Here is a 22,440-nt window from a genome sequence, read left to right on the forward strand (position 1 = left end):
TCCGCGCATCGAGGAGGAGACTGCGATGAAGGCTTACGACCTGGGTTTCGGGGATTCCGCGGACAAACTGGCGGAGACGCCCGACGGTGAACCGATGACGCTCGCCGCGCCGGTGCGCTGCGGCTGGATCGGCAGCGAAGGGCCCGCGATCGATCCGGCCACCTGGCCGCGCGGGCCGGTCACCGGCCTGCCGATGATGCACGCGCTCACCTTGCGCCTGCCCGCCGACTTCCAGCGCCGCGGCCCTGGTTTCCCCGCCATCGCGTTCTTCCAGGGGGAAGGTCAGTTCGCCGACGCCGACGAGCCGGTGACGCCCGACCCGAACTCCGGCGATCCGATCGCGCGCGAGCTGGCCACCACCCGGCTGCATCCCCAGCTGCAGTTGCTGCACGACGAGATCGGCGGCGTCTTCGCCCTGATCTGGCTCACCGAGCGGGAATTCGCCGACGGTCCGGTCGCCGCGCCCGCCGACGTGCGCCCGCCCGGAGCGCCGGTCGCGAGCGACGGGGGCTGCAACGCCTGGGACGACGCCCACCCCACCATCGGCGTGTGGCTGGCCGAGCGGGTCGGCGACCCCAATGTCGGCATCCCGCCGGTCGAATACGAGCCGGACACCCGCTACCAGGACCCGCTCACCGACGACTCCGGCTGGACTCCGTGGGCCGAGCCGCTGTTCGGCCGCTCCCATCTCGGCGGGACCGCCTTCCCGGTCCAGGCGATGCCGGAAGGCCTCACCCCGTACTACCTGGAGATCGAAGAGGTCGCCGGGATGAACTTCGGCGGCGGCAACGCCCAAATCGATCTGGAATCAGGCGTTTTCGACTGGTCGTGCGGCTAGCGGAGACGCCGGCCGGGGTGTCCGCGCCGGGGCGTCGCCCGGCTGGGGCGGCTCGGTGCGCACCAGCCGGACGAGACCGGCAACCACGATCAGATAGATGAGCACGTACACGTTCATCAGGATCTGGCTGCCCGGCCACCAGGGCGGGAGCAAGAAGGTGCCGACGCTCACCCAGGTGGCCGTGTACTGGTAGGTCCAGGCCGCGATGGCCAGGTACAGCGCCCCGGCCGTGAACCACCAGCGGCCGCGGGTCTGGGCGCGGTGAATCAGGTATACCAGCAGCGGGACGAACCAGACCCAATGGTGGCCCCACGAATACGGCGAGATCGCGCAGGCCGTGAGACCGCCGAGGGTGACCGAGAGCAGCGCTTCGCCGCGGCGGGCCAGGGCCGCGGCGAGCCACAGCGCCGTCAGTGCCACCGGTATCGCGATCAGCAGCCACAACCAGATCGGCGCCGGGCCGTGCAGCAGGTGCGCGATGGCGCCGCGCAGCGACTGGTTCGACGGGTGCATATCGGGGGCGATGCGGCCGGACTGGAAGAACGTGGAAGTCCAGTATTGATAGGAGTCACGCGGTAGCACCAGGGCGGTCAGGCCGATCGTGGCGAGGAAGGTGAGCGCCGCCGTCGCCGCCGCACGCCACCGCCGTTGCGCGGCGTACTGGGCGACGAAGTACAGCGGCGTCAGCTTGATCCCCGCGGCGATCCCGACACCGAGCCCGCGCAGCCTGCTGCCCTCGGCGCGAGAGAAGTCCCACAGCACCAGCAGCATCAGCCAGAGGTTGATCTGCCCGTAGTACAGGGTGGTGCGCACCGGCTCGGCGAAGGTGCAGGCGAGCACGATCAGCGCGCTGACGGCGGCGAGGCGCGGCGTCACCCGGTAGCCGAGCATCCGCCAGCTCCGCAGCACCACGGCGAACAGTACGAGCAGATTCAGTGCCAGCCAGGTGGTGGTGACGGCCGACCACGGGATCAGCAACAGCGGCAGGAACGCCAGCGCCGAGAACGGGGTGTAGGTGTAGAGCAACCCCAGATGCGTCGGCTCGAGGTAGAGGGCCTTGTCGTGGACCACCCGCCAGCCGCCGTCGCGGTAGATGTGCACGTCGAGGCCGCCCGCGAGAATGCCGCCGCTGTCCATCCACGGGTCCATGGTCGTGAACAGCAGCGTCACGCCGAGGACGGCGGCACCGAGTAGCAGCAGCAGCGTCGAGGCCTTGCGTGGAAGGTCCACGTGCTACCGCCCCACTCGCGTCGTATGCACGACTAAGAACCTACCGCGCACCCTCGGCGGATCCGCGCCGCGGCCCGCCATCGGTAGGCGATCCGCATGGAACCGAACGGTCCACGGTGGCGTCGGTGCTGGTCAGGACGTCGGCTGTAGCACCAGCATGGTGTCGGCGCCGTGGTGGAACTCGTAGCGAACCTTGCGTACCGCGGTGTGGACGCCCTTGTCGCGCAGTTCGGTACGCAGGTACCCGATCAGCTCGTCCAGTGCCCCGCCGGTGTAGTCGAGCAGGGGATAGAGCCGGGCCTCGCCGTCGGTGACCCTGGACAGTTCGTGCAGCGCCGCGAGGTGGAACTCGGCATCGAGCCGATCGGCGTAGCTGAACAGCAGGTGCGAGCTGAGGGTGAGGTCGAACGACTTGTCGGGGAACGGTAATTCGGGCAGGCTCGCCGCGATGTAGCGGTGCGGCTCGGCGCGCAGGTCGGCGGCGAAACGGCGGGCGGCGCCGCGGCGGATCGCGGCGTGCCCGCCGGGGGAGCCGTACCAGTCCCAGCGGTAGCGGTGCGCGTTGGCGGCGGCCCAGGCTACGGCGCGGTCGTTCTCGGTGACGGCGTCCTCGGCCAGGGCGGTGGTGGAGCGGGCGTAGATCGGATCGACGGCGGTGACGGTGGCACCGAGCGTGCTCGCCTCAGCGGTGAAACTCGCCGCGCCACCAGGACAATCGAGGATTCGGCGACCGCTGAGATCGTCGTCGGACAGCTGAAACATCGCGCGGTACTCGGCCAAAGATCTTGCGCTGACCAGAAATTCGCCGAGTACCTCGCCATCGGCGTGGTGCATGCGCCCACGTTCTCACGAGATACGTTCGCCCGGCACTGAATTCAAGGTTGTGGTCATGCGGATTGCAGGACTCGGCTCGCCTCAGGCCGTTGCGGTGAGCCTGCGTAGTGCCTTCGCCACGACCTCGGGATCGGTGGTCTCCCAATACGGCGGCAGCGAGGCGCGCAGGTAGCCACCGTAGCGCGCGGTGGCAAGGCGCGAGTCGAGGATCGCCACGACCCCGCGGTCGTCGACGCTGCGCAGCAGCCTACCGGTGCCCTGGGCGAGCAGCAGTGCGGCGTGATTGGCCGCGACCGCCATGAACCCGTTGCCGCCGCGCGATTCCACGGCGCGCTGGCGTGCGGTGAGCAGCGGGTCGTCGGGACGGGGGAACGGAATGCGGTCCAGGATCACCAGGCTCAGCGACGGGCCAGGCACGTCGACGCCCTGCCAGAGCGTGAGCGTGCCGAACAGGGACGTGGCCGGGTCGTCGGCGAACTTGCGGACCAGCGCGCCCATGGAATCCTCGCCTTGGCACAGCACCGGGGTGTCGAGCCGGGCGCGCAGCGCCTCGGTCGCGGCCTTGGCGGCCCGCATCGATGAGAACAACCCGAGCGTGCGCCCGCCCGCCGAGGTGATCAACTGCTCGATCTCGGCGAGGTAGGCGGGCGAGAGGCCGTCGCGCCCCGGCGCGGGCAGATGCTTGGCGACGTAGAGGATGCCGGACTTGGCATGGTCGAACGGGGAGCCGACATCGAGCGAACTCCAGCGCATCGATTCCACATCTGCCGGTGCGGTGGCGCCGTTGGCCAGCGCGGGATCGACCTTGCCGCCGGACTGCGACGGCAGCCCCCAGGTGACGGCGAGACCGTCGAACGAGCCGCCGATCTGCAGCGTGGCCGAGGTGAGGATCACCGTCGCGGTGCCGAACAGCCTGCTGCGCAACAGCCCACCCACCGACAGCGGCGCCATCCGCAGCGTGCGGCGCGCGACGCCACGGATCTCGTCGGCCGAGAGCCAGATGACATCGCGCCTGGCGGCCGGATCGGCCTCCTCGAAGGCGGTGAGCGCGCGTACCGCGGCGTCGTGGACCTCGTCGAGCGCGGCGACGGCCATGGTGCGGGCCGCCGCGTTGTCCGGGTCGTCGGCGGCCTTGACCCCGCCCTGCGGTGCGATGGCGGTGCGCGCGTTCCACGCCGCGTCGCGGACCAGCGCGAGCACCGGCGCGATGCCGTCGGGCAGCTGGTCCCACCGGCCCGGCGGCAGGTCTTCCAGCGCCTCGTGGAAGGCCTCGGCGGCGCCGTCGAGCCGGTCCACCTCGCGCTCGTCGATCAGCTTGGTGCAGCGGCGTGCGGCGGCGCCGATCGCGGTGGCCGCGAGTTCGGCCGTGGCGACGCCGGTGACCCGGTCGACCAGCTCGTGCGCCTCGTCGATCACCACCACATCGTGTTCCGGTAGCACCTGGATGCCGCTGATCGCGTCGATGGCGAGCAGCGCGTGATTGGTGATCACCACGTCGGCCTGCGCCGATTCGGTGCGCGCCTTCTCGGCGAAGCAGTCCTGGCCGAACTGGCAGCGGGTCTTACCCAGGCATTCCCGCGAGGACACGCTGACCTGTCGCCAGGCGCGGTCGCTCACCCCTGGCGCGATCTCGTCGCGGTCGCCGGTCTCGGTGTCGGAGGCCCATTCGTTGAGCCGCTGCACCTCCCTGCCCAGCTTGGAGATGGCGAACGCGTCGAACAGTTCGGCCTCGCCGGTGTCTTCCGGGATCACGCTGTTGATCTTGTTCAGGCACAGATAGTTGTTGCGGCCCTTGAGGATCGCGTACTGCGGTGCCCGGCCGAGCGGCTTCGCGAGCGCCTCGGCGAGGCGCGGCAGGTCCCGGTCGACGAGCTGACGTTGCAGCGCGATGGTGGCCGTGGACACGACGACGGTGCGGCCGGTGCGGACCGCGTGGCGCAGGCTCGGCACCAGATAGGCCAGCGACTTGCCGGTGCCGGTACCCGCCTGCACCGCCAGATGCTCCTTGGTGTCGATCGCGTGATCGACCGCGGTGGCCATGGTGGTCTGCCCGGTGCGCTCCTTACCTCCCAGCGCATGCACGGCGGTGGCGAGCAGGTCGGCGACGGAAGGAAGTTCGGGCACGCGGAGAGCTTATCCGCCCACCCCGACAAGCCCGCCCGGCTCAGGACTCGCGGACGAAATCGTGCAGGTTGGTGCGGAGATAGTCGAGGACGCGGCGTTCGAAGTCCTCGGGTTCGTTGATGTCGTAGATCTCGTCCGGGTCGTCGGCGCGGGCGCCATCGGGGCGGCGGATCTGGGCGGGGTTGGCCAGGGTCTGGTGTTCATCGTCGAAGAAGCGCTCCAGATCGTCGTCGGGCCCGCTCGCGGCGGCGTCGCGGGCGGCCAGGATCGCGGCCGCGGCCAGGCGCGGCATCCCCGCGGCACGCAATCCGCGGGTCGCCCACGGGAGTTCGGCGCCGCGGGTGCGCAGATAGCCGCTGAAACCGGTGTCGAGAACCGTGGCGTGCAGGCTCGACAACGCGAGCAGGTGCGCGAAGGCGGGCGGCAGCTCGGCGAACGCGCCGACCCCGGCGCGCTGCAACTCCGCGGTGACCGGATTGGACCAGAAGACCAGGTCGGCGGCATCGTGAATGCTGTCGAGCCCGGCCAGTGCCGCGGCCAGCGAGTCGCGTGCCCGCGCCGGAAATCGGTAGTCCATCCGAGCAGGCTAGCCGGATGACTCAGGCAGTCGGCTCGCCCGTCAGTTCGACGCCGGCCTCGCGCAGGGTGGTCAGGGCCGCGGCGACCGTGTCCGGGGCGACCCCGGCGGTGAGGTCGAGCAGGACGCGGGTGCCGAATCCCGCGCTGTGGGCATCGAGAGCGGTCGCCCGGACACAGTGGTCGGTGGCGATGCCGACCACGTCGACCGAGTCGATCCCGTGCTCGCGCAGCCAGTCGGCCAGACCGATACCGTCGGCGGTGCTGCCCTCGAACCCGGAGTACGCGGCCGAGTACGCGCCTTTGGAGAACACCTCCTGGACCGGGCCGAGGTCCAGTTCAGGATGGAAATCGGCGCCGGGCGTGCCCACCCGGCAGTGCGGTGGCCAGGTGTCGACGAAATCGGGTTCTTCGGCGAAATGGCGGCCGGGATCGATGTGATAGTCCCTGGTCGCGACCACCGCGTCGTACTTCCTGCCCGCGACGAAATCGCTGATCGCCCGCGCCACGGCCGCGCCGCCCGCGACCGCGAGCGACCCGCCCTCGCAGAAGTCGTTCTGGACATCCACGATCACCAGACCGCGTCCCATGCCACCCTCCGATTCCCGCGCCCACCGGCGCCGACCCGTCGTGCCGCGCCCGCGCGCGGCAGCTCGGCACCATTCTCCGCCGCCGTGCCCCCACCTGCCACCGCGAACCACCCCGCGGCACGCCACCGCCCCTCACGGCGACAGGGGCCGCGATCCGCCACGGCAGCCCGCCACCGAGCGCCGCGGCCAACGCACGCGACCGATCCCCGCTCGACGGGACCCGAGGGCGAGCGCGCGGGCGCTCCGATGTCACAACATGGTCGTCGGGATCGCAGGCTCGCCCGCCGACAGTTTGAGGCCCTCCCACGGCAGGCTCACCAGCCCGCGTGCGACCAGCTCCCTGCTCTGCGTCAGCGTGGCGACCCCGTCGACCACCGCGCCCTTGCGGACCAGCGGCACCTGTAGCTCGCGCACCTGGAATCCGTTGGTGGACGGCGTTTCCCCGTCGGCGGGGCCGACGATCTCCTCGACGATGGTGCCGGTGGCGCGGGCCAGCCGCATCGCCTTCTTGGTGCCGCCGCGCGACTGTTTGTGGCTGCTGCGCTTGGCGACCGGAATGCCCTCGACCTCGACCAGCTTGTAGACCATGCCCGCGGTCGGCGCGCCGGACCCGGTCACCAGGGAGGTGCCGACGCCGTAGACGTCCACCGGTTCGGCGCGCAGCGCGGCGATCGCGTACTCGTCCAGATCGCCGGAGACCACGATGCGGGTGCCGGTGGCGCCGAGGTCGTCGAGCTGCTCGCGGACCTGCCTGGCCAGCACGCCGAGATCGCCGGAGTCGATCCGCACGCCACCGAGCTGGGGTCCGGCCACTTCGATGGCGGTAGCGACGCCCCTGGTGATGTCGAAGGTGTCGACCAGCAGCGTGGTGCCGATGCCGAGCGTGTCGACCTGACTGCGGAACGCGGCCGCCTCGTGCGCGCCGTCGGCGCCGCTGTGCAGCAGGGTGAACGCGTGCGCGCTGGTGCCCGCGCCGGGCACACCGAAGCTGCGGACCGCTTCCAGATTGGAGGTGGCGTCGAATCCGGCGAGGTAGGCGGCGCGCGAACTCGACGGCGCGGCGCGTTCATGGGTGCGCCGCGAGCCCATCTCGATCATCGGTCTGCCCGCCGCCGCGCTCACCATCCGCGCGGCCGCGGAGGCGATGGCGGTGTCGTGATTGAGGATCGACAGGACCAGGGTCTCCAGCAGCACACATTCGGCGAAACTGCCGCGCACGGTGAGGACCGGCGAGCCGGGGAAGTACAGCTCGCCCTCGGCGTAGCCGTCGATGTCACCGGTGAAGCGGTACTCGCGCAGCCAGTCGACGGTGGCCGGGTCGAGGAACGTCGCAACCACCGCCAGTTCCGGCTCGCCGAAGCGGAAGTCGGTCAGCGCGTCGAGCAGCCGGCCGGTACCGGCGACGACACCGTAGCGGCGGCCCGCGGGCAGTCGTCTGGCGAACACCTCGAAGGTGCACGCACGGTGCGTCGAACCGTCGGCCAGCGCGGCGGCCAGCATGGTCAGCTCGTACTGATCGGTCAGCAGCGCGGTGCTGGCGAACTCGTCACGGATCTGCACAATCGAAACTGTAGTCACCGCGGGTGTTGTTTCTTCGCGGCCGCGTCGTACCCTGGGGTTTATGGCCGTGTGCAATACCGTTCGAGCCGGCGCCGTCACCGACGCCGTGAACGCCGCACTGTCCGCGGCGCAGGCGATGCCGGAGGCGGTCGAGAGTGCCGAGATCCTCGAGGCCGAAGACCGTCCGTGGGTCACCGTCGTCTGGGACGACCCGGTGAACCTCATGCACTACGTCACCTACATCTTCCAGAAGCTGTTCGGCTACAGCAAAGCCAAGGCGACCGAGTTGATGCTGCAGGTGCACAACGAAGGCAAGGCGGTGGTGTCCTCGGGCTCGCGGGACAAGATGGAACAGGACGTGCGGCGGCTGCACGCCGCGGGACTCTGGGCGACGATGCAGCGCGACGACTGAAGTACCGTGTAACCCTGTGCGCAAGTGGAGCAGGAAGAACTCACTGAGTGGCCTCAAGGTGCGATCCGAGATGGACGAGCACGAGGCCACCGTTCTGCGCTCCCTGATCGGCGCCGTGTCCGGACTCCTCAGCGATCGTGCCGCCGAAACGCCGGAAGACGAGCTCGCCGCGCTCACCGGCCTGCGCACCGGCAATTCCACCCCGCCCGACGATCCGCAGCTGCTGCGCCTGCTGCCCGATTTCCACCGGGCCGAGCCAGGTTCCCCCGATGCCAAGCGAGCCGACCTCAACGCGGCCCTGCGCAGCCTGCACGAGCCGGAGATCATCGACGCGAAGCTGGCCGCGGGCCGGGTCGTGCTCGACAGCTGCCCGGAGACCGGCGGCAAGATCGTGCTCACTCCCGAACAGGCCGACGCGTGGCTGGCCGCGCTCACCGATGTCCGGCTCGCGCTGGGCACGCTGCTCGACATCGACGACGACACGCCCGACCACTTCGATCCGGGTGACCCGCGCGCACCGCACCTCGACGTCTACCACTGGCTCACCTGGATGCAGGACTCGCTGTTGCAGGCACTTGCGCCCTGATCGCGGCTAGGGTCGCAGACATGCGCAGCACGGTCGGCCAACGGAACTCGATCACCGATGTGGCGGGTGTGCTTGTCGGTCAGCACCAGCTCCTCGACGACGACGTCACCCTCGGCGCCGGCGCGGCGACCGGCTGCACCGTCGTGCGGGTGCCCGGCGGCGCGACCGCCGCGGTGGATGTGCGCGGCGGCGGGCCCGGCACCAGGGAGACCGATCTGCTCGACCCGGCCAACACCGTCCGGCAGCTGAACGCGGTCCTGCTCACCGGCGGCAGCGCCTACGGGCTCGCCGCCGCCGACGGCGTCATGCGCTGGGCCGAGGAACATCGCGAAGGCATCCCGATGGATCCGGCCGAGCCGAGCCGGGTGGTACCGATCGTGCCGGCCGCGGTGATCTTCGACCTGCCTGTCGGTGACTGGCACATCCGGCCGACCGCCGACGCCGGCTTCCTCGCGGCCGAGGCGGCGGCGACCGCCTTCGCGCGCGGCACCGCCGGGGCGGGGGTCGGCGCGCGGGCAGGCGCGCTCAAGGGCGGAATCGGTTCGGCGAGCGTCGTTCTCGCCGACGGCCCGGGCGCGGGAGTCACCGTCGGCGCGGTGATCGTGGCCAATCCGGTCGGCTCGGTGGTCGATCCGCGTACCGGGCTGCTGTGGGGCGCGGGTACCGACGGGCCGGAGTTCTTCGGGCTGCGGCCGGGCACCGAGGCCGAGCTCGCCGCACTCAACGCGCTGCCGGTGAAGGGCACCGTGCTCAACACCACCATCGGCGTGGTCGCGACCGATGCCGCGCTCGACCCCATCTCCTGCCGCCGCCTGGCCGCCACCGCCCACGACGGGCTCGCCCGCGCGATCCGGCCGGTGCACTCACCGCTGGACGGCGACACCCTGTTCGCCCTGTCCACCGGCACGATCGAGGCGCCGCCGACCCCGCTGCCCGGTGCCTTCCCCGGCGACCTGCTGCTGCTCGACCAGCTGTGCACCGCCGCCGCCGTCGTGGTCGAGCGGGCCGTCGTCGACGCCGTGCTGAGCGCCACCTCGATCGCGGGCATCCCGGCCTACCTCGACCTCTTCCCCCGCTGACCGGCGCGATCGGCGCTGGTGGGGACCGGAGTGCGCGGTGTCTGGAATACCCGAATAGGGTGAGTCGTTGTCGAGGTGGTGCTCGACGGCACGCAGACAGGTTCGTGGAAAGGGTCGAGGAAGTGCTGGTAATCCGGGCCGATCTCGTTGACGCGATGGTGGCGCACGCGCGCGCCGACCACCCCGACGAGGCCTGCGGGATCATCGCCGGTCCCGAGGACAGCGATCGGCCGGAACGCTTCGTCGCGATGCTCAACGCCGAGCGCTCGCCCACCTTCTACCGCTTCGATTCCGGTGAGCAGCTGAAGGTCTGGCGTGCCATGGACGACGCCGACGAGACCCCCGTCGTCATCTATCACTCGCACACCGCCACCGAGGCCTACCCGAGCCGCACCGACATCTCCTACGCCTCCGAGCCGTTCGCGCACTACGTGCTGATCTCCACCCGCGATCCGCAGCGGCACGAACTGCGCAGCTATCGCATCGTCGACGGCGAGGTCACCGAAGAACCAGTACGGGTCGTCGAGTCCTACGACGCCTGAACCCCATCGAACGAGAAGTCACACCCGAGGAGTCCCCATGCCGGTAACCGTGTCCATCCCGACCATCATGCGAGGTCTCACCGGAGGCGAGAAGCGCGTCCAGGGCGAGGGCGATACCCTCTCCGCGCTCATCGACAACCTCGAGGCCAACCATCCGGGGCTGGCCGAGCGGCTGCTCTCCGGCGGCAAGCTGAACCGCTACGTCAACATCTACGTCGACGACGAGGACGTGCGTTTCGCCGGTGGACTCGACGCCGAGGTGCCCGCGGGCGCATCGGTCACCATCCTGCCCGCCGTCGCGGGCGGCAGTGTCGATATCGTGCTCCGCGCCCGTCGCTCGACCCGGCGCTGACGGTGGCACGCTACGAATCGCTGATCGCGACCCTCGGCGACACGCCGCTGGTCGGGCTGCGCACCCTGTCCCCGCAGTGGGACGGCGACAACCACGTTCGCCTGTGGGCCAAGCTGGAGGACCGCAACCCCACCGGCTCGATCAAGGACCGGCCCGCGCTGCGGATGATCGAGCAGGCAGAGTCCGACGGGCTGCTCACCCCCGGGTGCACCATCCTGGAGCCGACCAGCGGCAACACCGGCATCTCGCTCGCCATGGCGGCCAAGCTCAAGGGCTACCGGATCGTCTGCGTGATGCCGGAGAACACCTCGGTCGAGCGGCGCCAGCTGCTCACCATGTTCGGTGCCGAGATCATCGACTCACCCGCCGCCGGTGGTTCCAACCAGGCCGTGGCCATGGCCAAGGAGATCGCCGCGCGCAACCCCGACTGGGTGATGCTCTACCAGTACGGCAACCCGGCCAACGCGCTCGCGCACTACGAGACGACCGGTCCCGAACTGCTCGCCGACCTGCCCGAGATCACCCACTTCGTGGCCGGGCTCGGCACCACCGGCACGCTCATGGGCACCGGACGATTCCTGCGCGAGAAGGTGCCGGACATCGAGATCGTCGCCGCCGAACCGCGCTACGGCGAACTGGTCTACGGCCTGCGCAACATCGACGAGGGCTTCATCCCCGAGCTCTACGACGAGACGGTCCTCACCTCCCGTTTTTCGGTCGGCCCGTACGACGCGGTCAAGCGCACCCGCGAGCTCGTCGGCGAGGAGGGCATCTTCGCCGGGATCTCCACCGGCGCGATCCTGCACGCCGCGCTCGGTGTCGCCAAGAAGGCGCAGAAGGCGGGTACGCGCGCCGACATCGCCTTCGTGGTCGCCGACGGCGGGTGGAAGTACCTGTCCACCGGCGCCTATGACGGCACCCTCGACGAGGCGGAGGAAAAGCTCGACGGCCAGCTCTGGGCTTGAGTCTTTGGAGCGCTGGCGCGCTCGAGTCGCGGTCCCCTGGTGTCCCGTCGATCAGGCACCGTTGCTTGCTCCTTCGTAGCTAGTGGGCCGGGGGCGGTGGGTCTGTACCCTTGGCGGTAGCGGCCGAGTCCGTCGGTCCGAGGGAGGCGATGTCGGTGAGCGGTGGGGTAGGGGCCTCGTTCGATCCGGACCGGATCGCCGGGTTGCAGGGGCGGACCAGTCCAGGTCCTCCCGCACGGCGTAGTGGTCTGGGGGCGTGGACGCGGGCCGCGGTGGTGATCGTCGGTTTCGTCGGGTCGCTCTATGTGATCGAGGGGGTCGACGCGGTGCTGTCGGCCGACCGGCCGACCGGCGCGCCAGGCCGGCTCGACGCGGGCGGGATCGAACCGCGCGAGGTCGACGGGCTCGACGGCATCCTGTGGGCGCCGCTGCTGCACGGCGGCTGGGACCATCTGATGGCCAATACGCTGCCGCTGCTCGTCCTCGGCTTCCTGGTGCTGCTGTCGGGGATCGGGCGCGGCATCGCGGCGACCGCGATCATCTGGGGAGTCGCCGGGGTCGGCACCTGGCTCACCGGGTCCACCGGCAGCGTGCACGTCGGCGCGTCGTCGCTGGTGTTCGGCTGGCTCACCTATCTGATCTGCCGTGGCTGGTTCGCGCGCAATGTCGGCCAGATCGTGCTCGGCGTGGTGATCTTCCTGTTCTACGGCTCGATGCTGTGGGGAGTGTTGCCCAGCGACCCGTTAATTTCTTGGCAGGGGCATCTTTTCGGGGCGGTGGGTGGAGTCCTGGCGGGCTGGGTACTCTCTGGTGATGAACGTCGACGCCGCCGTGGAGCATCGGTCGGCCGCGCAGTACCAACGCGGTAGCCGGGGGTCCGGTCTGGAATTTGGGGGGATCCTGCATTGAGCACCAGCACGTCGTGGCAGCATGGGGGCATGCGCCTTACCGTCCTCGGGTGCTCGGGCAGTGTGTCCGGCCCGGACTCCCCAGCGTCGGGCTACCTGCTGACCGGCCCGGACATGAGGCCCACCGTCATCGACTTCGGGCCCGGCATCTTCGGCGCGCTGCAAAAACACCTGAATCCGGGTGACGTCGACATCTTCCTCACCCACCTGCACGCCGACCACTGCCTCGACCTGCCCGCGCTGTTGGTCTGGCGCCGCTACCACCCGAACCCGCCGCAGGGCAGGGCGCTGGTGCGTGGCCCGTCCGACGCGGCGTTGCGCATCGGCAACGCCTCCGCCGAGATCGGCGGCGAGACCGACGACTGGTCCGATGTGATCGACTCGCAGGCCTGGGTCGAGAACGTCCCGGTTTCGTTCGGTCCGGGCCACACGGTCGAAGCGCGCCGGATGTACCACCCGCCGGAGTCCTACGGGCTGCGGATCACCGCCGCCGACGGCCGCGTGTTCGTCTACACCGGCGACACGGCCATGTGCGATGCCGTCGTCGAGCTGGCCGAGGGCGCCGATGTGCTGATGTCGGAGGCGTCGTGGACCCACGATCCGGCGAATCGTCCGCCGGGCATTCACCTTTCGGGCACCGAGGCGGGCGAAATCGCCACCCGCGCCGGGGCGAAGGAACTGCTGCTCACCCACATTCCCCCGTGGACCTCGCGCGAGGACGTCATCGCCGAGGCCAAGGCGGCGTTCGCGGGCCCTGTCCACGCCGTCTCCCCGGGCGAGACCTTCGACCTCTAGGCACCTAAGCTACCCGTGTGTCGAGACGAGCCGATGGTAGGGCGGATGACGAACTCCGCGAGGTAAGGATCACCCGTGGCTTCACCACGCATCCAGCGGGGTCGGTGCTGGTGGAGTTCGGGCAGACCAGGGTGATGTGTACGGCCAGTGTGACCGAGGGTGTGCCGCCGTGGCGCCGGGATTCCGGGCTGGGCTGGCTCACCGCGGAATACGCGATGCTGCCCGCCGCCACGCATACCCGTAGCGGTCGTGAGTCGGTGAAGGGCAAGGTCGGCGGCCGCACCCAGGAGATCAGCAGGCTGATCGGGCGGTCGCTGCGGGCCTGCATCGATCTGGCCGCGCTCGGCGAGAACACCATCGCCATCGATTGCGATGTACTGCAGGCCGACGGTGGCACCAGGACCGCCGCCATCACCGGCGCCTACGTGGCGCTGTCCGACGCGGTGACCTACCTGGCCGCCGCGGGGAAACTGGCCGACCCGCAACCGATCTCGTGCATGATCGCCGCGGTGAGCGTCGGCGTCGTCGACGGCAGGGTGCGCCTCGACCTGCCGTACGAGGAGGATTCGCGCGCTGAGGTCGACATGAACGTGGTGGCCACCGATACCGGCACCCTGGTCGAGATCCAGGGCACCGGTGAGGGTGCGACATTCCCGCGCTCGACGCTGGACAAGCTGCTCGATTCCGCGCTCGCCGGTTGTGAGCAGCTGTTCGCGGTGCAGAAGGAAGCCCTCGCGCAGCCCTACCCCGGTGTGTTGCCCGAGCCTGCCGGAAAGAAGTAGCGGTGGCCGCACGGGTGCTGGTCGCCAGTCGCAACGCCAAGAAGCTGAAGGAACTGCGGCGCATCCTCGACGAGGCCGGGGTGGCCGGAATCGAGCTGGTGAGCCTGGCCGATGTGCCGCCCTACGCGGAGGCGCCGGAAACCGGGGCCACCTTCGAGGAGAACGCGATCGCCAAGGCACGCGACGGTGCCGTCGCGACCGGATTGCCCTGTGTGGCAGACGACTCCGGGATCGAGGTGGACGCGCTCAACGGCATGCCCGGTGTGCTGTCGGCCCGCTGGTCCGGCCGCCACGGTGACGACGCCGCCAACAACGCGCTGCTGCTCGGTCAGCTCGGCGACGTCCCCGACGAGCGGCGCGGCGCGGCGTTCGTCTCGACGTGTGCGCTGGTGCTGCCCGACGGCACCACCACCGTGGCGCGCGGGGAGTGGCGCGGCAGCATCGCGCGCGAGCCCGCCGGGGCAGGCGGCTTCGGCTACGACCCGTTGTTCCGCCCCGAGGGCGGTACCGGCAGCGCGGCCGAGCTCACGCCCGCCGAGAAAGACGCGGTGTCCCATCGCGGCCGGGCGCTGATCCAGCTCCTGCCCGCACTGTCCGCGCTGGTCTGAGTCGCGAAACAACGATCGCCGCCGACCCGGTTGTCCGGGCGGCGGCGATCGGCGTAGGTGGAGTCAGAGGCCGTACTGTGCTTTGACGTCCTTCGCGTTACGGTGCTCGACGAAGAACGACAGCAGCGGGATGGTGCCCGCGATGAGGGTGCCCACCGTGCGGCCGATCGGCCAGCGCACCTTCACCGCCAGATCGGCGGTGACCAGCAGGTAGGCGAAGTACACCCAGCCGTGCACGACCGCGATCCAGCTCGGGGTGTCGACGCCGAAGCCGTACTTGGCGATCATCTCGCCGGTGAGCAGCAGCAGCCACATACCGGTGACCCAGGCCAGCACCCGATAGCGCTGCAGGGCCGAGCCGATCTTGGCGGTGCCGACCGCGGGCGCGGCGGTTGTGGTGTCTTCGTCGGTGGTCACCCGGCGTTCCTCTCGGTGCTGTGCAGGTCGGCCGAGCGGACCTGCGTCTCGATGTCGCTGGCGTGCAGGTGCGCCAGGTACTGGTTGTAGGCGACCGTCTCCGGGTCGTCGGCGGGCGCTGCGGTCGGGCGCTCCGGCAGAATCCCGGCGGGGATCTCACGCGGCGCTTCCTTCGCCCGCAGCGGTGCCGCGGGTTCCTCGGCCTCCCGTTCGAGCCGGACGAACCGCACATAGGCGAACACCGCGAACGCGGCGAACAGCGGCCACTGCAGGGCGTAGCCCAGGTTCTGGCCGGTGCCCGACGCCGATTCGAACCGCTCCCACTGCCACCAGGCCAGCGCGAGACATCCCACGAAGACGACAACGACCAGCGCGATCAGGGCGGGCCGATTGTGCGCGGGACGGTGCGGTGCAGCGGACACGCGCTCCACGGTACCTGCCTACTACACGCGACGTAGGAGCAGGTGTGGGCGGGAGAGCCCGGCGTCACATCGGGTCAGCGCGGGGTTCGGGCGAAGGTCTGCCGATAGGCCGACGGCGAGACCCCGACGGTGGCGGCCAGGTGCTGGCGCAGCGAGGCCGCGGTGCCGAGACCGGACTCGGCGGCCACCCGGTCGATCGGCAGCTCGGTGGCTTCGAGCAGGTGGCGGGCATGATCGACGCGCCGCTGGGTCAGCCATTGGCCCGGCGGCAGCCCGGTTTCCGCGCGGAAGTGACGGCAGAACGTGCGCACACTCATCCTGGCGTGCGCGGCGAGTTCGGCCAGCGACAAGGGCTGATCGAGCCGGGTGATCGCCCAGGCCCGGGTGGCGGCGGTGCTCGCGGCGTTCGGCTCCGGCACCGGCCGGTCGATGAACTGGGCCTGCCCGCCCTCGCGCCACGGCGGCACGATGCACAGCCGGGCGACCCGGTTGGCCACCGCGCTGCCGTGATCGCGGCGCACCAGGTGCAGGCACAGGTCGATGCCTGCCGCGCTGCCCGCGGCGGTGAGGATGCGGTCGTCGTCGACGAACAGCACGTCGGCGTCCATCCGCACCCGCGGGAACTGCGCGCGGAATCGGTCGGCCTGCTTCCAATGGGTGGTGGCGGGCCGGTCGTCGAGCAGGCCGAGGGCGGCGAGGACGAAGGCGGCGGTGCAGATGGTGACGATCCGCGCGGTGGGCGGGATCAGGGCCATGGCCGCGGCCAGTTCCGCGGGCAGCCAGTCGATGTCGGCGTCACAGTCGGAGAACGGCGGGATGACGACCGTGTCGGCCTCGGCGAGTGCGCGGCTGTCCGAGGTGACCGCGATCGCGTAGTCGGCATCGGTGCGCACCGATGCCCCGTCGAGGCTGCAGGTGCGGATGTCGTAGAGCGGGCCGCCGTCCTCGGTGGTCGCGGTCCCGAAGATCTTGGCCGGAATGCCGAGCTCGAAGGGATACACCCCGTCCAGGGCCAGAACCACCACGCGATGCATGGCAAGATTCTTGCACATATTGTCTATCTTGCCACTCGTTCGCGCTCCGACGTCACGGCATCGTTGTCTCCCGTAGCACTCACACGGACACAGGAGAGATGACATGCGCGCGATCGGACAGGACACCTTGGGCGGACCTGAGGTGCTGCGGGTGGTCGAGATCGAGCGGCCGGAGCCGGGCCCGGCCGAGGTGCTGATCCGGGTCGGGCGGCGGGGGTGAACCCCACCGATTCCTGGCACCGCGCGACCGGCGGTCTGTTCGGCACCATCGTCCCGCTCGGCTGGGATGTCTCAGGAGTGGTCGAGGCGGTCGGTCCCGGCGTCACCCTGTTCGCGCCCGGCGACGAGGTGTTCGGCATGCCGCGGCTGCCGAAGGCCGCGGGGACCTACGCCGAGTACGTCACCGCGCCCGCCCGCCATCTCGCGCGCAAGCCGGCGACGCTGAGTCACATCGAGGCCGCCGCGCTGCCGCTGGTCGCGCTCACCGCCTGGCAGGCGTTGGTCGACACCGCCGAGGTGCGGCCAGGTCAGCGGGTGTTGATCCACGCCGCCGCGGGCGGAGTCGGACACGTGGCGGTGCAGATCGCCAAGGCCCGTGGCGCTTATGTGATCGGAACGGCCAGGGCCGACAACCACGAGTTCGTGCGCGAACTGGGTGCCGACGAGGTCATCGACTACACCGAGACCGATTTCGCCGAGACCGTGCGCGATATCGACGTCGTCCTCGACACGGTCGGCGGCGAATACGGTCCGCGCTCCCTGCGCACCCTGCGCCAGGGCGGCGTGGTGGTGTCGCTGGCATCACCGGCGGAGGCCGCGCTGGCCGCGGCGGCCCGCCCGCTCGGGCTGCGGGCGGGCTTCATGATCGTCGAGGCCGATCGGGCGAGCATGCTCGCGGTCGCCGTCCTGGTGGACGCAGGCGCGCTGCGGGTCCACGTGGACACCGTGCTGCCGCTGGAACTGGCCGCCAAGGCGCACGACATCGCCGACAACCAGCGCACCCGCGGCAAGATCGTGCTCTCGGTCGATCAGAACTTGTAGGCGATCCCGGTCATCCGCTCGGATTCCTCCCACAGCCTGCGTTGCAGGTCGCGATCGCGGGAAAGCCCGCTGGACGGGCACGGCTCGACCGGACCCTGGGACTGCATCCACCGGTTGGGGCCCCAGTAGACGGTCGGGTCGGCGTCGGGTTCGGTCGCCGCGAACAGGGTGGAGTGCGCGGCGCGGGCGGGCGGATGGCCGACGAGTTTGATCACCGGCTTGCTCACCTTGTCCAGCAGGGTTTCGGTGCGGGCGAACAGGTCGGTCGCCGAGACGCCGGGATGCACCGCGTAGGACCTGGTCGCCGAACCGGCGGCGGTGAGCCGGTGCTGCAGTTCGCGGGCGAACATCAGATTGGCCAGCTTGGCCTGGGCGTAGGCGAGATTGCGCTGGTAGCGGCGGTGTTCGTAGTTGAGGTCGTCGATCCAGAGCTTCGGCGTCTGCTTGTGCGCGATGCTGGCCAGGGTCACCACCCGGTCGCCGATGCGGTCGAGCAGCAGGCCGGTGAGCGCGAAATGACCGAGGTGGTTGACACCGAACTGGGTCTCGAAGCCGTCGGCGGTGCGGGAGAACGGGATGTTCATCAGGCCCGCGTTGTTGATCAGCACGTCGAATTCGCCCTGCTGCTCGGCGAAGGCGCGCACGGAAGCCAGGTCGGCCAGGTCGAGCGCGGCCACCCGGACGTCACCGGGGATGGCGTCGGCGATCGGCTGTGCCTTGGCCGCGTTGCGGCAGGCCATGATCACGGTGGCGCCCTTGCCTGCCAGCACCTTGGTGGTTTCGGTGCCGAGGCCGCCGTTGGCCCCGGTGATCACGAACGTGCGCCCGGTCTGGTCCGCGATTTCAGATGGTTTCCATGCCATGCCCCCGGATCTTACTCTTCGGTAAGATCGGCGCATAGGGTTCAGTCGAGCAGCCCCGCCAGCCTACGGGCACATCCGGGCCTGCGGAGCTTGGTCATCGCCTTCGCCTCGATCTGGCGGGCTCGTTCCCGTGAGACGCCGAGCTCGGACCCCACCTCCTCCAGCGTGCGACCCTCGCCGCGATCCAGACCGTAGCGCAGGCGGATCACCGCGGACTCGCGGTCGGTGAGCCCGGCCAGCGCGGCGGCCAGCTGGCCGGGGAGCATCCGCTCGGCGACCACCTCCGCGGGCGACGGCGTGGCATCGGGGAGCAGGGCGCCGAGTTCGGTGTCCTCGCCGACGGGCGCGTGCAGCGACACCGGCTCGGCCTCGTACCGCAGCATCGCCTCGACCTGGGCGACGGTGAGCTCGGCGGTCGCGGCCAGCTCCTCGACGGTGACCGCGCGGCCGAGCCGATGGGTGAGCTCGCGGCGGACCCGGATCACCCGGTGCAGCACGTCGGCCACGTTGGAGGGCAGCCGGATCGCGCGACCCTGATCGGTCAGCGCGCGGCCGATCGACTGCCGGATCCAGTAGGTGGCGTAGGTCGAGAGCTTGAGCCCGCGCCGGTGGTCGAACTTCTCCACCGCCCGCATCAGGCCGAGCGTGCCCTCCTGGATCAGATCCAGCAGCGACATCCCGGTGTTCGTCGGGAACCGGCGCGCGATCGAGACGACAAGGCGCAGATTCGCCCGCACCATCTGGTCCTTGGCGCGCAGGCCATCGGTCTCGGTGCGGTGCAGCAGCTCTCGCCGCGCCGCACTCGGTTCGACACCGCCGACGGCGTTCTCGTCCAGCTCGGCGCGGGCCTCGATCCCCGCGGCGACACGCACGGCGAGCGCGTACTCCTCGGCGGGAGTGAGCAGGGGAGTGCGTGCGATGGCGGTCAGATAGTCGCGGACGGGGTCGGTGGTGACAGGCAAGAGGACTCCCAGGCGGCGGGTATCGGGGGGATGGGTGGGGCGGCGGATCGCCCCTACCCGGCGGCGAACACAAACTTAGGTGGAACCTAAAAATATGTCAAGCATAAATATGGGACGACTTCAGCTATGGTGATGGCATGACCACGCAGCAGGGGTTACGCGCCAGGAAGAAACAGCAGACCAGGGAGCAGATCTCGCACCGGGCGACCGAGCTGTTCCTGGCCCGCGGATTCGACAGAGTCACCATCGCCGATGTCGCCGCGGCTGCCGAGGTGGCCAAGATGACTGTCACCAACTACTTCCCGCGCAAGGAGGACCTCGCCCTCGACCTCGGCGAGGTCTACGTCGAACAGCTCGCCGCCGTGGTGCGCGATCGCGCACCGGGGGAGTCGGCGCTGGCCGCTCTGCGCCGCGCCTACCTCGCGGCCGTGGCCGCCGAGGACCAGGTGATCGGATTCAGCGGCCTGCCGTTCGCGAAGATGATCACCGACAGTCCCGCCCTGGTGGCGCGGCTGCGCGAGTTCAACGAGGACCGCGAGACCGCGCTGGCCCGCGCGCTGGCCGAGGACACCGGCGCCGCGCAGGCCGACATCACCCCGCGGGTGGCCGCGGCCCAGCTCGCCGGGGTGCACCGGGTGCTGTTCGAGGAGATCCTGCGCCGCACCCTCGACGGTCAGCCGAACGCCGAGATCGCTACGGCCTTGGCCGAGTACGCCCGCGTCGCGTTCGATGCGCTGGAACCAGGGCTCGGTGACTACGCCGTGCGCTGAGGATCGTTGGTGATTTGCTGCCGTGTCACTGAACTCGGTGGCGCGGCAGGAACGCCCATACTGGGGCCATGCCGGATGGTGTCGTTGTAGACGAGCCCGTCGCGCCGATGAGCAAGGCCAAGATCAACATCATCTTCGCCACGGTCGTGCTCGGCATGCTCATGGCGGCGCTCGATCAGACCATCGTGTCGGCGGCGCTGCCCTCCATCGTGGCCGACCTCGGTAGTGCGGGCCACATGGCCTGGGTGGTGACGGCTTATCTGCTCGCCGAAGCCGTCGCGACCGTGCTCGCAGGCAAACTCGGCGATCTGTTCGGCCGCAAACTGCTGTTCCAGGTGAGCGGCCTGATCTTCATCGTCGGCTCCGCGCTGGCCGGGCTCGCGCCCGGCATGGGCGTGCTGATCGTGGCACGGGGGATCCAGGGCATCGGTGCGGGCGGCTTGATGGTCACCTCGATGGCTCTGATCGCCGACACCATCCCGCTGCGTGAACGTGGCAAGTATCAGGGCGCGCTCGGTGCGGTCTTCGGCATCACCACCGTCGTCGGACCCACCCTCGGTGGACTGTTCACCGACCACGCGAGCTGGCGATGGTGCTTCTACGTCAACGTCCCGCTCGCGATCCTCATGATCGCGATGGCAGCGCGGACGCTGCCGAAGCTGCGCTCGGTGGCCAGGCCGGTGATCGACTACCTCGGCATCGGGCTCGTCGCGCTCGGTGTCTCGGCGCTGATCCTCGGCCTCGAGTTCGGCGGCAACGAATATCCGTGGGGCTCCTGGCAGATCATCGGGCTGTTCGTACTCGCGGTGCTGCTGCTGATCGCGTTCGTGCGGGTGGAGAACCGGGCGGTGGCGCCGATGCTGCCCATGCGGCTGTTCGGCAGCCGGGTGTTCACCGTGTCCTCGGTGCTCAGCTTCATCGTCGGCTTCGCAATGCTCGGCTCGATGACCTATCTGCCCGCCTACCTCCAGTACGTCGACGGCGCCACCGCGACCGTCTCGGGAGTCAGGACGCTCCCGCTGGTCGTCGGCCTGTTCATCACCTCGATCTTCTCCGGCCAGGTGGTCGGGCGCACCGGGCACTACCGCTACTTCCCGATCGTCGGCATGGCGGTGCTCGCGCTCGGCCTCGCCCTGATGTCGACGATGGGCCGTCAGACCAGTATCTGGCTGGAATCGCTGTACATGCTGATCCTCGGCGCGGGCCTCGGCCTGTCGATGCAGGTGCTCACCATCGTCGTGCAGAACACGGTGCCCTACGCCGATCTCGGTACCGCCACCTCCGGCGTCACTTTCTTCCGCACCCTCGGAAGCGCGTTCGGCACCGCCGTGTTCGGCACCCTGTACAGCAATCGGAGCGAACCCGCGCTGACGGAGGCGCTGCGGCAGGCACCCGGCGTCACACCCGAGGTGGCCGTGAACCCGCGATTGCTGCGTGAGCTGCCGATCGAGCAGGCCGCGCCGATCATCGACGCGTACGCGAGCTCGATCGGCTACGTCTTCCGGTGGGTGATCCCGGTGGCGCTGGTCGGGTTCGTCGTGGCCTGGTTCCTGCCGCAGGTGCGGTTGCGCGACAGCGCCAGGCACGGCGCGGACGATATCGGCGAGGGCTTCTCGTTGCCCGACTCCGACGACCGGGTGGTGCAGCTGGAACGCGCGGTCGCGGCGACGGTGCGCAAGGCGAGGGCGGCCAAGCCGATCATTCCCGAGCTGATCCGGGCCTCGGGCAGCACGCTCGGCCCCGACGCGGCCTGGGCGCTCGGACAGGTGTACCTCTACGACAAGCAGGGCCAACGTGCCACGGTGCACGCCATCGCCTTCCGGCACCGGCTGCCGGTGGAGGTGCTGGCGCCGGTCTTCCGGCACGCCGTCGACGGCGGCCTGCTCCGTGACGACGCGGGCGCGCTGTCGCTGACCGAGCAGGGCACCGTCGAGATCGACGTGCTGCGCCAGGGCTGGCGGCGCTGGCTGGGTGATCGGCTCGACGACTGGAACTACGAGGATCCCGCCGATCGCGCGCTGCTCGACGAGGCGCTGTCCACTATCGCGGGCAAGCTGCTCGAGCAGGGGGCCGACGCCGAGCCGGTCAAGGTCTGAGGGTTGTCGCCGAATACTCGTCGACGTATATTCGTAGACGAGTAAGGAGGCGGC

At 70.1% G+C, this 22,440-nt stretch carries 25 protein-coding genes; 14 read left to right on the forward strand and 11 right to left on the reverse strand.

Annotated elements, in window-relative coordinates; translation table 11 throughout:
* Window positions 1–25 precede the first annotated feature (25 nt).
* Complete coding sequence (locus ACFOW8_RS09435; protein ID WP_378548700.1) at window positions 26–838, forward strand: hypothetical protein; 813 nt, start codon at window positions 26–28, stop codon at window positions 836–838.
* Here the strand turns inward: ACFOW8_RS09435 and ACFOW8_RS09440 are convergent.
* The 6 genes from ACFOW8_RS09440 to ACFOW8_RS09465 form a co-directional block, all read right to left on the reverse strand.
* The gene (locus tag ACFOW8_RS09440) at window positions 809–2,068 is read right to left on the reverse strand and encodes a glycosyltransferase 87 family protein (RefSeq protein WP_378548703.1); all 1,260 of its coding nucleotides are present in this window, start codon (window positions 2,066–2,068) and stop codon (window positions 809–811) included. The two genes, ACFOW8_RS09435 and ACFOW8_RS09440, sit on opposite strands and share 30 nt — an antisense overlap.
* A 132-nt stretch (window positions 2,069–2,200) precedes the next feature.
* The gene (locus ACFOW8_RS09445; protein ID WP_378548706.1) at window positions 2,201–2,902 is read right to left on the reverse strand and encodes a methyltransferase domain-containing protein; all 702 of its coding nucleotides are present in this window, start codon (window positions 2,900–2,902) and stop codon (window positions 2,201–2,203) included.
* A gap of 81 nt (window positions 2,903–2,983) precedes the next feature.
* Window positions 2,984–5,026, reverse strand: coding sequence for an ATP-dependent DNA helicase (locus ACFOW8_RS09450; RefSeq protein ID WP_378548709.1), 2,043 nt, complete (start codon window positions 5,024–5,026; stop codon window positions 2,984–2,986).
* Between the two features lie 40 nt (window positions 5,027–5,066).
* Window positions 5,067–5,603 (reverse strand): DMP19 family protein, encoded by a 537-nt coding sequence (locus tag ACFOW8_RS09455; protein WP_378548712.1) that lies wholly within the window; start codon window positions 5,601–5,603, stop codon window positions 5,067–5,069.
* Between the two features lie 22 nt (window positions 5,604–5,625).
* Complete coding sequence (locus ACFOW8_RS09460) at window positions 5,626–6,192, reverse strand: isochorismatase family protein (protein WP_378548715.1); 567 nt, start codon at window positions 6,190–6,192, stop codon at window positions 5,626–5,628.
* 249 nt (window positions 6,193–6,441) lie between these two features.
* Complete coding sequence (locus tag ACFOW8_RS09465) at window positions 6,442–7,752, reverse strand: nicotinate phosphoribosyltransferase (protein ID WP_378548718.1); 1,311 nt, start codon at window positions 7,750–7,752, stop codon at window positions 6,442–6,444.
* Between the two features lie 61 nt (window positions 7,753–7,813).
* On the opposite strand from ACFOW8_RS09465, the gene clpS reads away from it, so the two are divergent.
* The 10 genes from clpS to rdgB all read left to right on the forward strand — a co-directional run bounded on the left by clpS (window position 7,814) and on the right by rdgB (window position 14,781).
* Entirely contained in the window at window positions 7,814–8,164 is a 351-nt protein-coding gene (clpS, locus tag ACFOW8_RS09470) for an ATP-dependent Clp protease adapter ClpS (RefSeq protein WP_378548721.1), read from the forward strand.
* A 16-nt stretch (window positions 8,165–8,180) separates the two neighbouring features.
* Window positions 8,181–8,750 (forward strand): oxidative stress transcriptional regulator AosR, encoded by a 570-nt coding sequence (aosR, locus tag ACFOW8_RS09475; RefSeq protein WP_378548724.1) that lies wholly within the window; start codon window positions 8,181–8,183, stop codon window positions 8,748–8,750.
* Window positions 8,751–8,770: 20 nt separating this feature from the next.
* Window positions 8,771–9,829: a P1 family peptidase gene (locus tag ACFOW8_RS09480; RefSeq protein ID WP_378548727.1), complete on the forward strand. Its 1,059-nt coding sequence runs from the start codon at window positions 8,771–8,773 to the stop codon at window positions 9,827–9,829.
* Between the two features lie 122 nt (window positions 9,830–9,951).
* The gene (locus tag ACFOW8_RS09485) at window positions 9,952–10,371 is read left to right on the forward strand and encodes a Mov34/MPN/PAD-1 family protein (protein WP_378548730.1); all 420 of its coding nucleotides are present in this window, start codon (window positions 9,952–9,954) and stop codon (window positions 10,369–10,371) included.
* Window positions 10,372–10,408: 37 nt separating this feature from the next.
* A complete protein-coding gene (locus ACFOW8_RS09490) occupies window positions 10,409–10,723 on the forward strand; it encodes a MoaD/ThiS family protein (protein ID WP_378548733.1) in 315 nt (104 codons plus the stop codon).
* Window positions 10,724–10,725: 2 nt separating this feature from the next.
* Complete coding sequence (locus tag ACFOW8_RS09495) at window positions 10,726–11,688, forward strand: PLP-dependent cysteine synthase family protein (protein WP_378548736.1); 963 nt, start codon at window positions 10,726–10,728, stop codon at window positions 11,686–11,688.
* Between the two features lie 149 nt (window positions 11,689–11,837).
* Window positions 11,838–12,557, forward strand: a complete 720-nt coding sequence (locus tag ACFOW8_RS09500; RefSeq protein WP_378548739.1) for a rhomboid family intramembrane serine protease — start codon at window positions 11,838–11,840, stop codon at window positions 12,555–12,557.
* A 69-nt stretch (window positions 12,558–12,626) separates the two neighbouring features.
* Window positions 12,627–13,391: a cyclic nucleotide-degrading phosphodiesterase gene (locus tag ACFOW8_RS09505; RefSeq protein ID WP_378548742.1), complete on the forward strand. Its 765-nt coding sequence runs from the start codon at window positions 12,627–12,629 to the stop codon at window positions 13,389–13,391.
* A gap of 17 nt (window positions 13,392–13,408) precedes the next feature.
* Window positions 13,409–14,173 (forward strand): ribonuclease PH, encoded by a 765-nt coding sequence (gene rph, locus ACFOW8_RS09510; protein WP_378548745.1) that lies wholly within the window; start codon window positions 13,409–13,411, stop codon window positions 14,171–14,173.
* A gap of 2 nt (window positions 14,174–14,175) precedes the next feature.
* Window positions 14,176–14,781, forward strand: a complete 606-nt coding sequence (gene rdgB, locus ACFOW8_RS09515) for an RdgB/HAM1 family non-canonical purine NTP pyrophosphatase (protein ID WP_378548748.1) — start codon at window positions 14,176–14,178, stop codon at window positions 14,779–14,781.
* 63 nt (window positions 14,782–14,844) lie between these two features.
* On the opposite strand, the gene ACFOW8_RS09520 is transcribed toward rdgB, so the two are convergent.
* The 3 genes from ACFOW8_RS09520 to ACFOW8_RS09530 all read right to left on the reverse strand — a co-directional run bounded on the left by ACFOW8_RS09520 (window position 14,845) and on the right by ACFOW8_RS09530 (window position 16,672).
* Window positions 14,845–15,198: a DUF3817 domain-containing protein gene (locus ACFOW8_RS09520; RefSeq protein WP_378548751.1), complete on the reverse strand. Its 354-nt coding sequence runs from the start codon at window positions 15,196–15,198 to the stop codon at window positions 14,845–14,847.
* A complete protein-coding gene (locus tag ACFOW8_RS09525; RefSeq protein ID WP_378548754.1) occupies window positions 15,195–15,620 on the reverse strand; it encodes a transcriptional regulator in 426 nt (141 codons plus the stop codon). Before ACFOW8_RS09525 ends, ACFOW8_RS09520 begins: the two co-directional genes overlap by 4 nt.
* A 74-nt stretch (window positions 15,621–15,694) precedes the next feature.
* The gene (locus tag ACFOW8_RS09530; protein ID WP_378548756.1) at window positions 15,695–16,672 is read right to left on the reverse strand and encodes a GlxA family transcriptional regulator; all 978 of its coding nucleotides are present in this window, start codon (window positions 16,670–16,672) and stop codon (window positions 15,695–15,697) included.
* A 198-nt stretch (window positions 16,673–16,870) separates the two neighbouring features.
* Between ACFOW8_RS09530 and ACFOW8_RS09535 the strand changes: the two genes are divergently transcribed.
* The gene (locus ACFOW8_RS09535; protein WP_378548760.1) at window positions 16,871–17,695 is read left to right on the forward strand and encodes an NADP-dependent oxidoreductase; all 825 of its coding nucleotides are present in this window, start codon (window positions 16,871–16,873) and stop codon (window positions 17,693–17,695) included.
* Here ACFOW8_RS09535 and ACFOW8_RS09540 read toward each other — a convergent pair.
* Together ACFOW8_RS09540 and ACFOW8_RS09545 are read right to left on the reverse strand one after the other, a co-directional pair.
* Window positions 17,683–18,558 carry an oxidoreductase gene (locus ACFOW8_RS09540; protein ID WP_378548763.1) on the reverse strand — a complete coding sequence of 292 codons (876 nt, stop codon included), beginning with the start codon at window positions 18,556–18,558 and terminating at the stop codon, window positions 17,683–17,685. The two genes, ACFOW8_RS09535 and ACFOW8_RS09540, sit on opposite strands and share 13 nt — an antisense overlap.
* A gap of 41 nt (window positions 18,559–18,599) precedes the next feature.
* Entirely contained in the window at window positions 18,600–19,520 is a 921-nt protein-coding gene (locus ACFOW8_RS09545; RefSeq protein ID WP_378548766.1) for a sigma-70 family RNA polymerase sigma factor, read from the reverse strand.
* A gap of 137 nt (window positions 19,521–19,657) precedes the next feature.
* Between ACFOW8_RS09545 and ACFOW8_RS09550 the strand changes: the two genes are divergently transcribed.
* Window positions 19,658–20,290, forward strand: a complete 633-nt coding sequence (locus ACFOW8_RS09550) for a TetR/AcrR family transcriptional regulator (protein ID WP_378548769.1) — start codon at window positions 19,658–19,660, stop codon at window positions 20,288–20,290.
* 68 nt (window positions 20,291–20,358) lie between these two features.
* Window positions 20,359–22,386: an MDR family MFS transporter gene (locus ACFOW8_RS09555; RefSeq protein WP_449289765.1), complete on the forward strand. Its 2,028-nt coding sequence runs from the start codon at window positions 20,359–20,361 to the stop codon at window positions 22,384–22,386.
* The last annotated feature ends 54 nt before the right edge of the window (window positions 22,387–22,440 follow it).

It is taken from the genome of Nocardia rhizosphaerae, assembly GCF_042650365.1.
Taxonomy (GTDB): Bacteria; Actinomycetota; Actinomycetes; order Mycobacteriales; family Mycobacteriaceae; genus Nocardia; species Nocardia rhizosphaerae.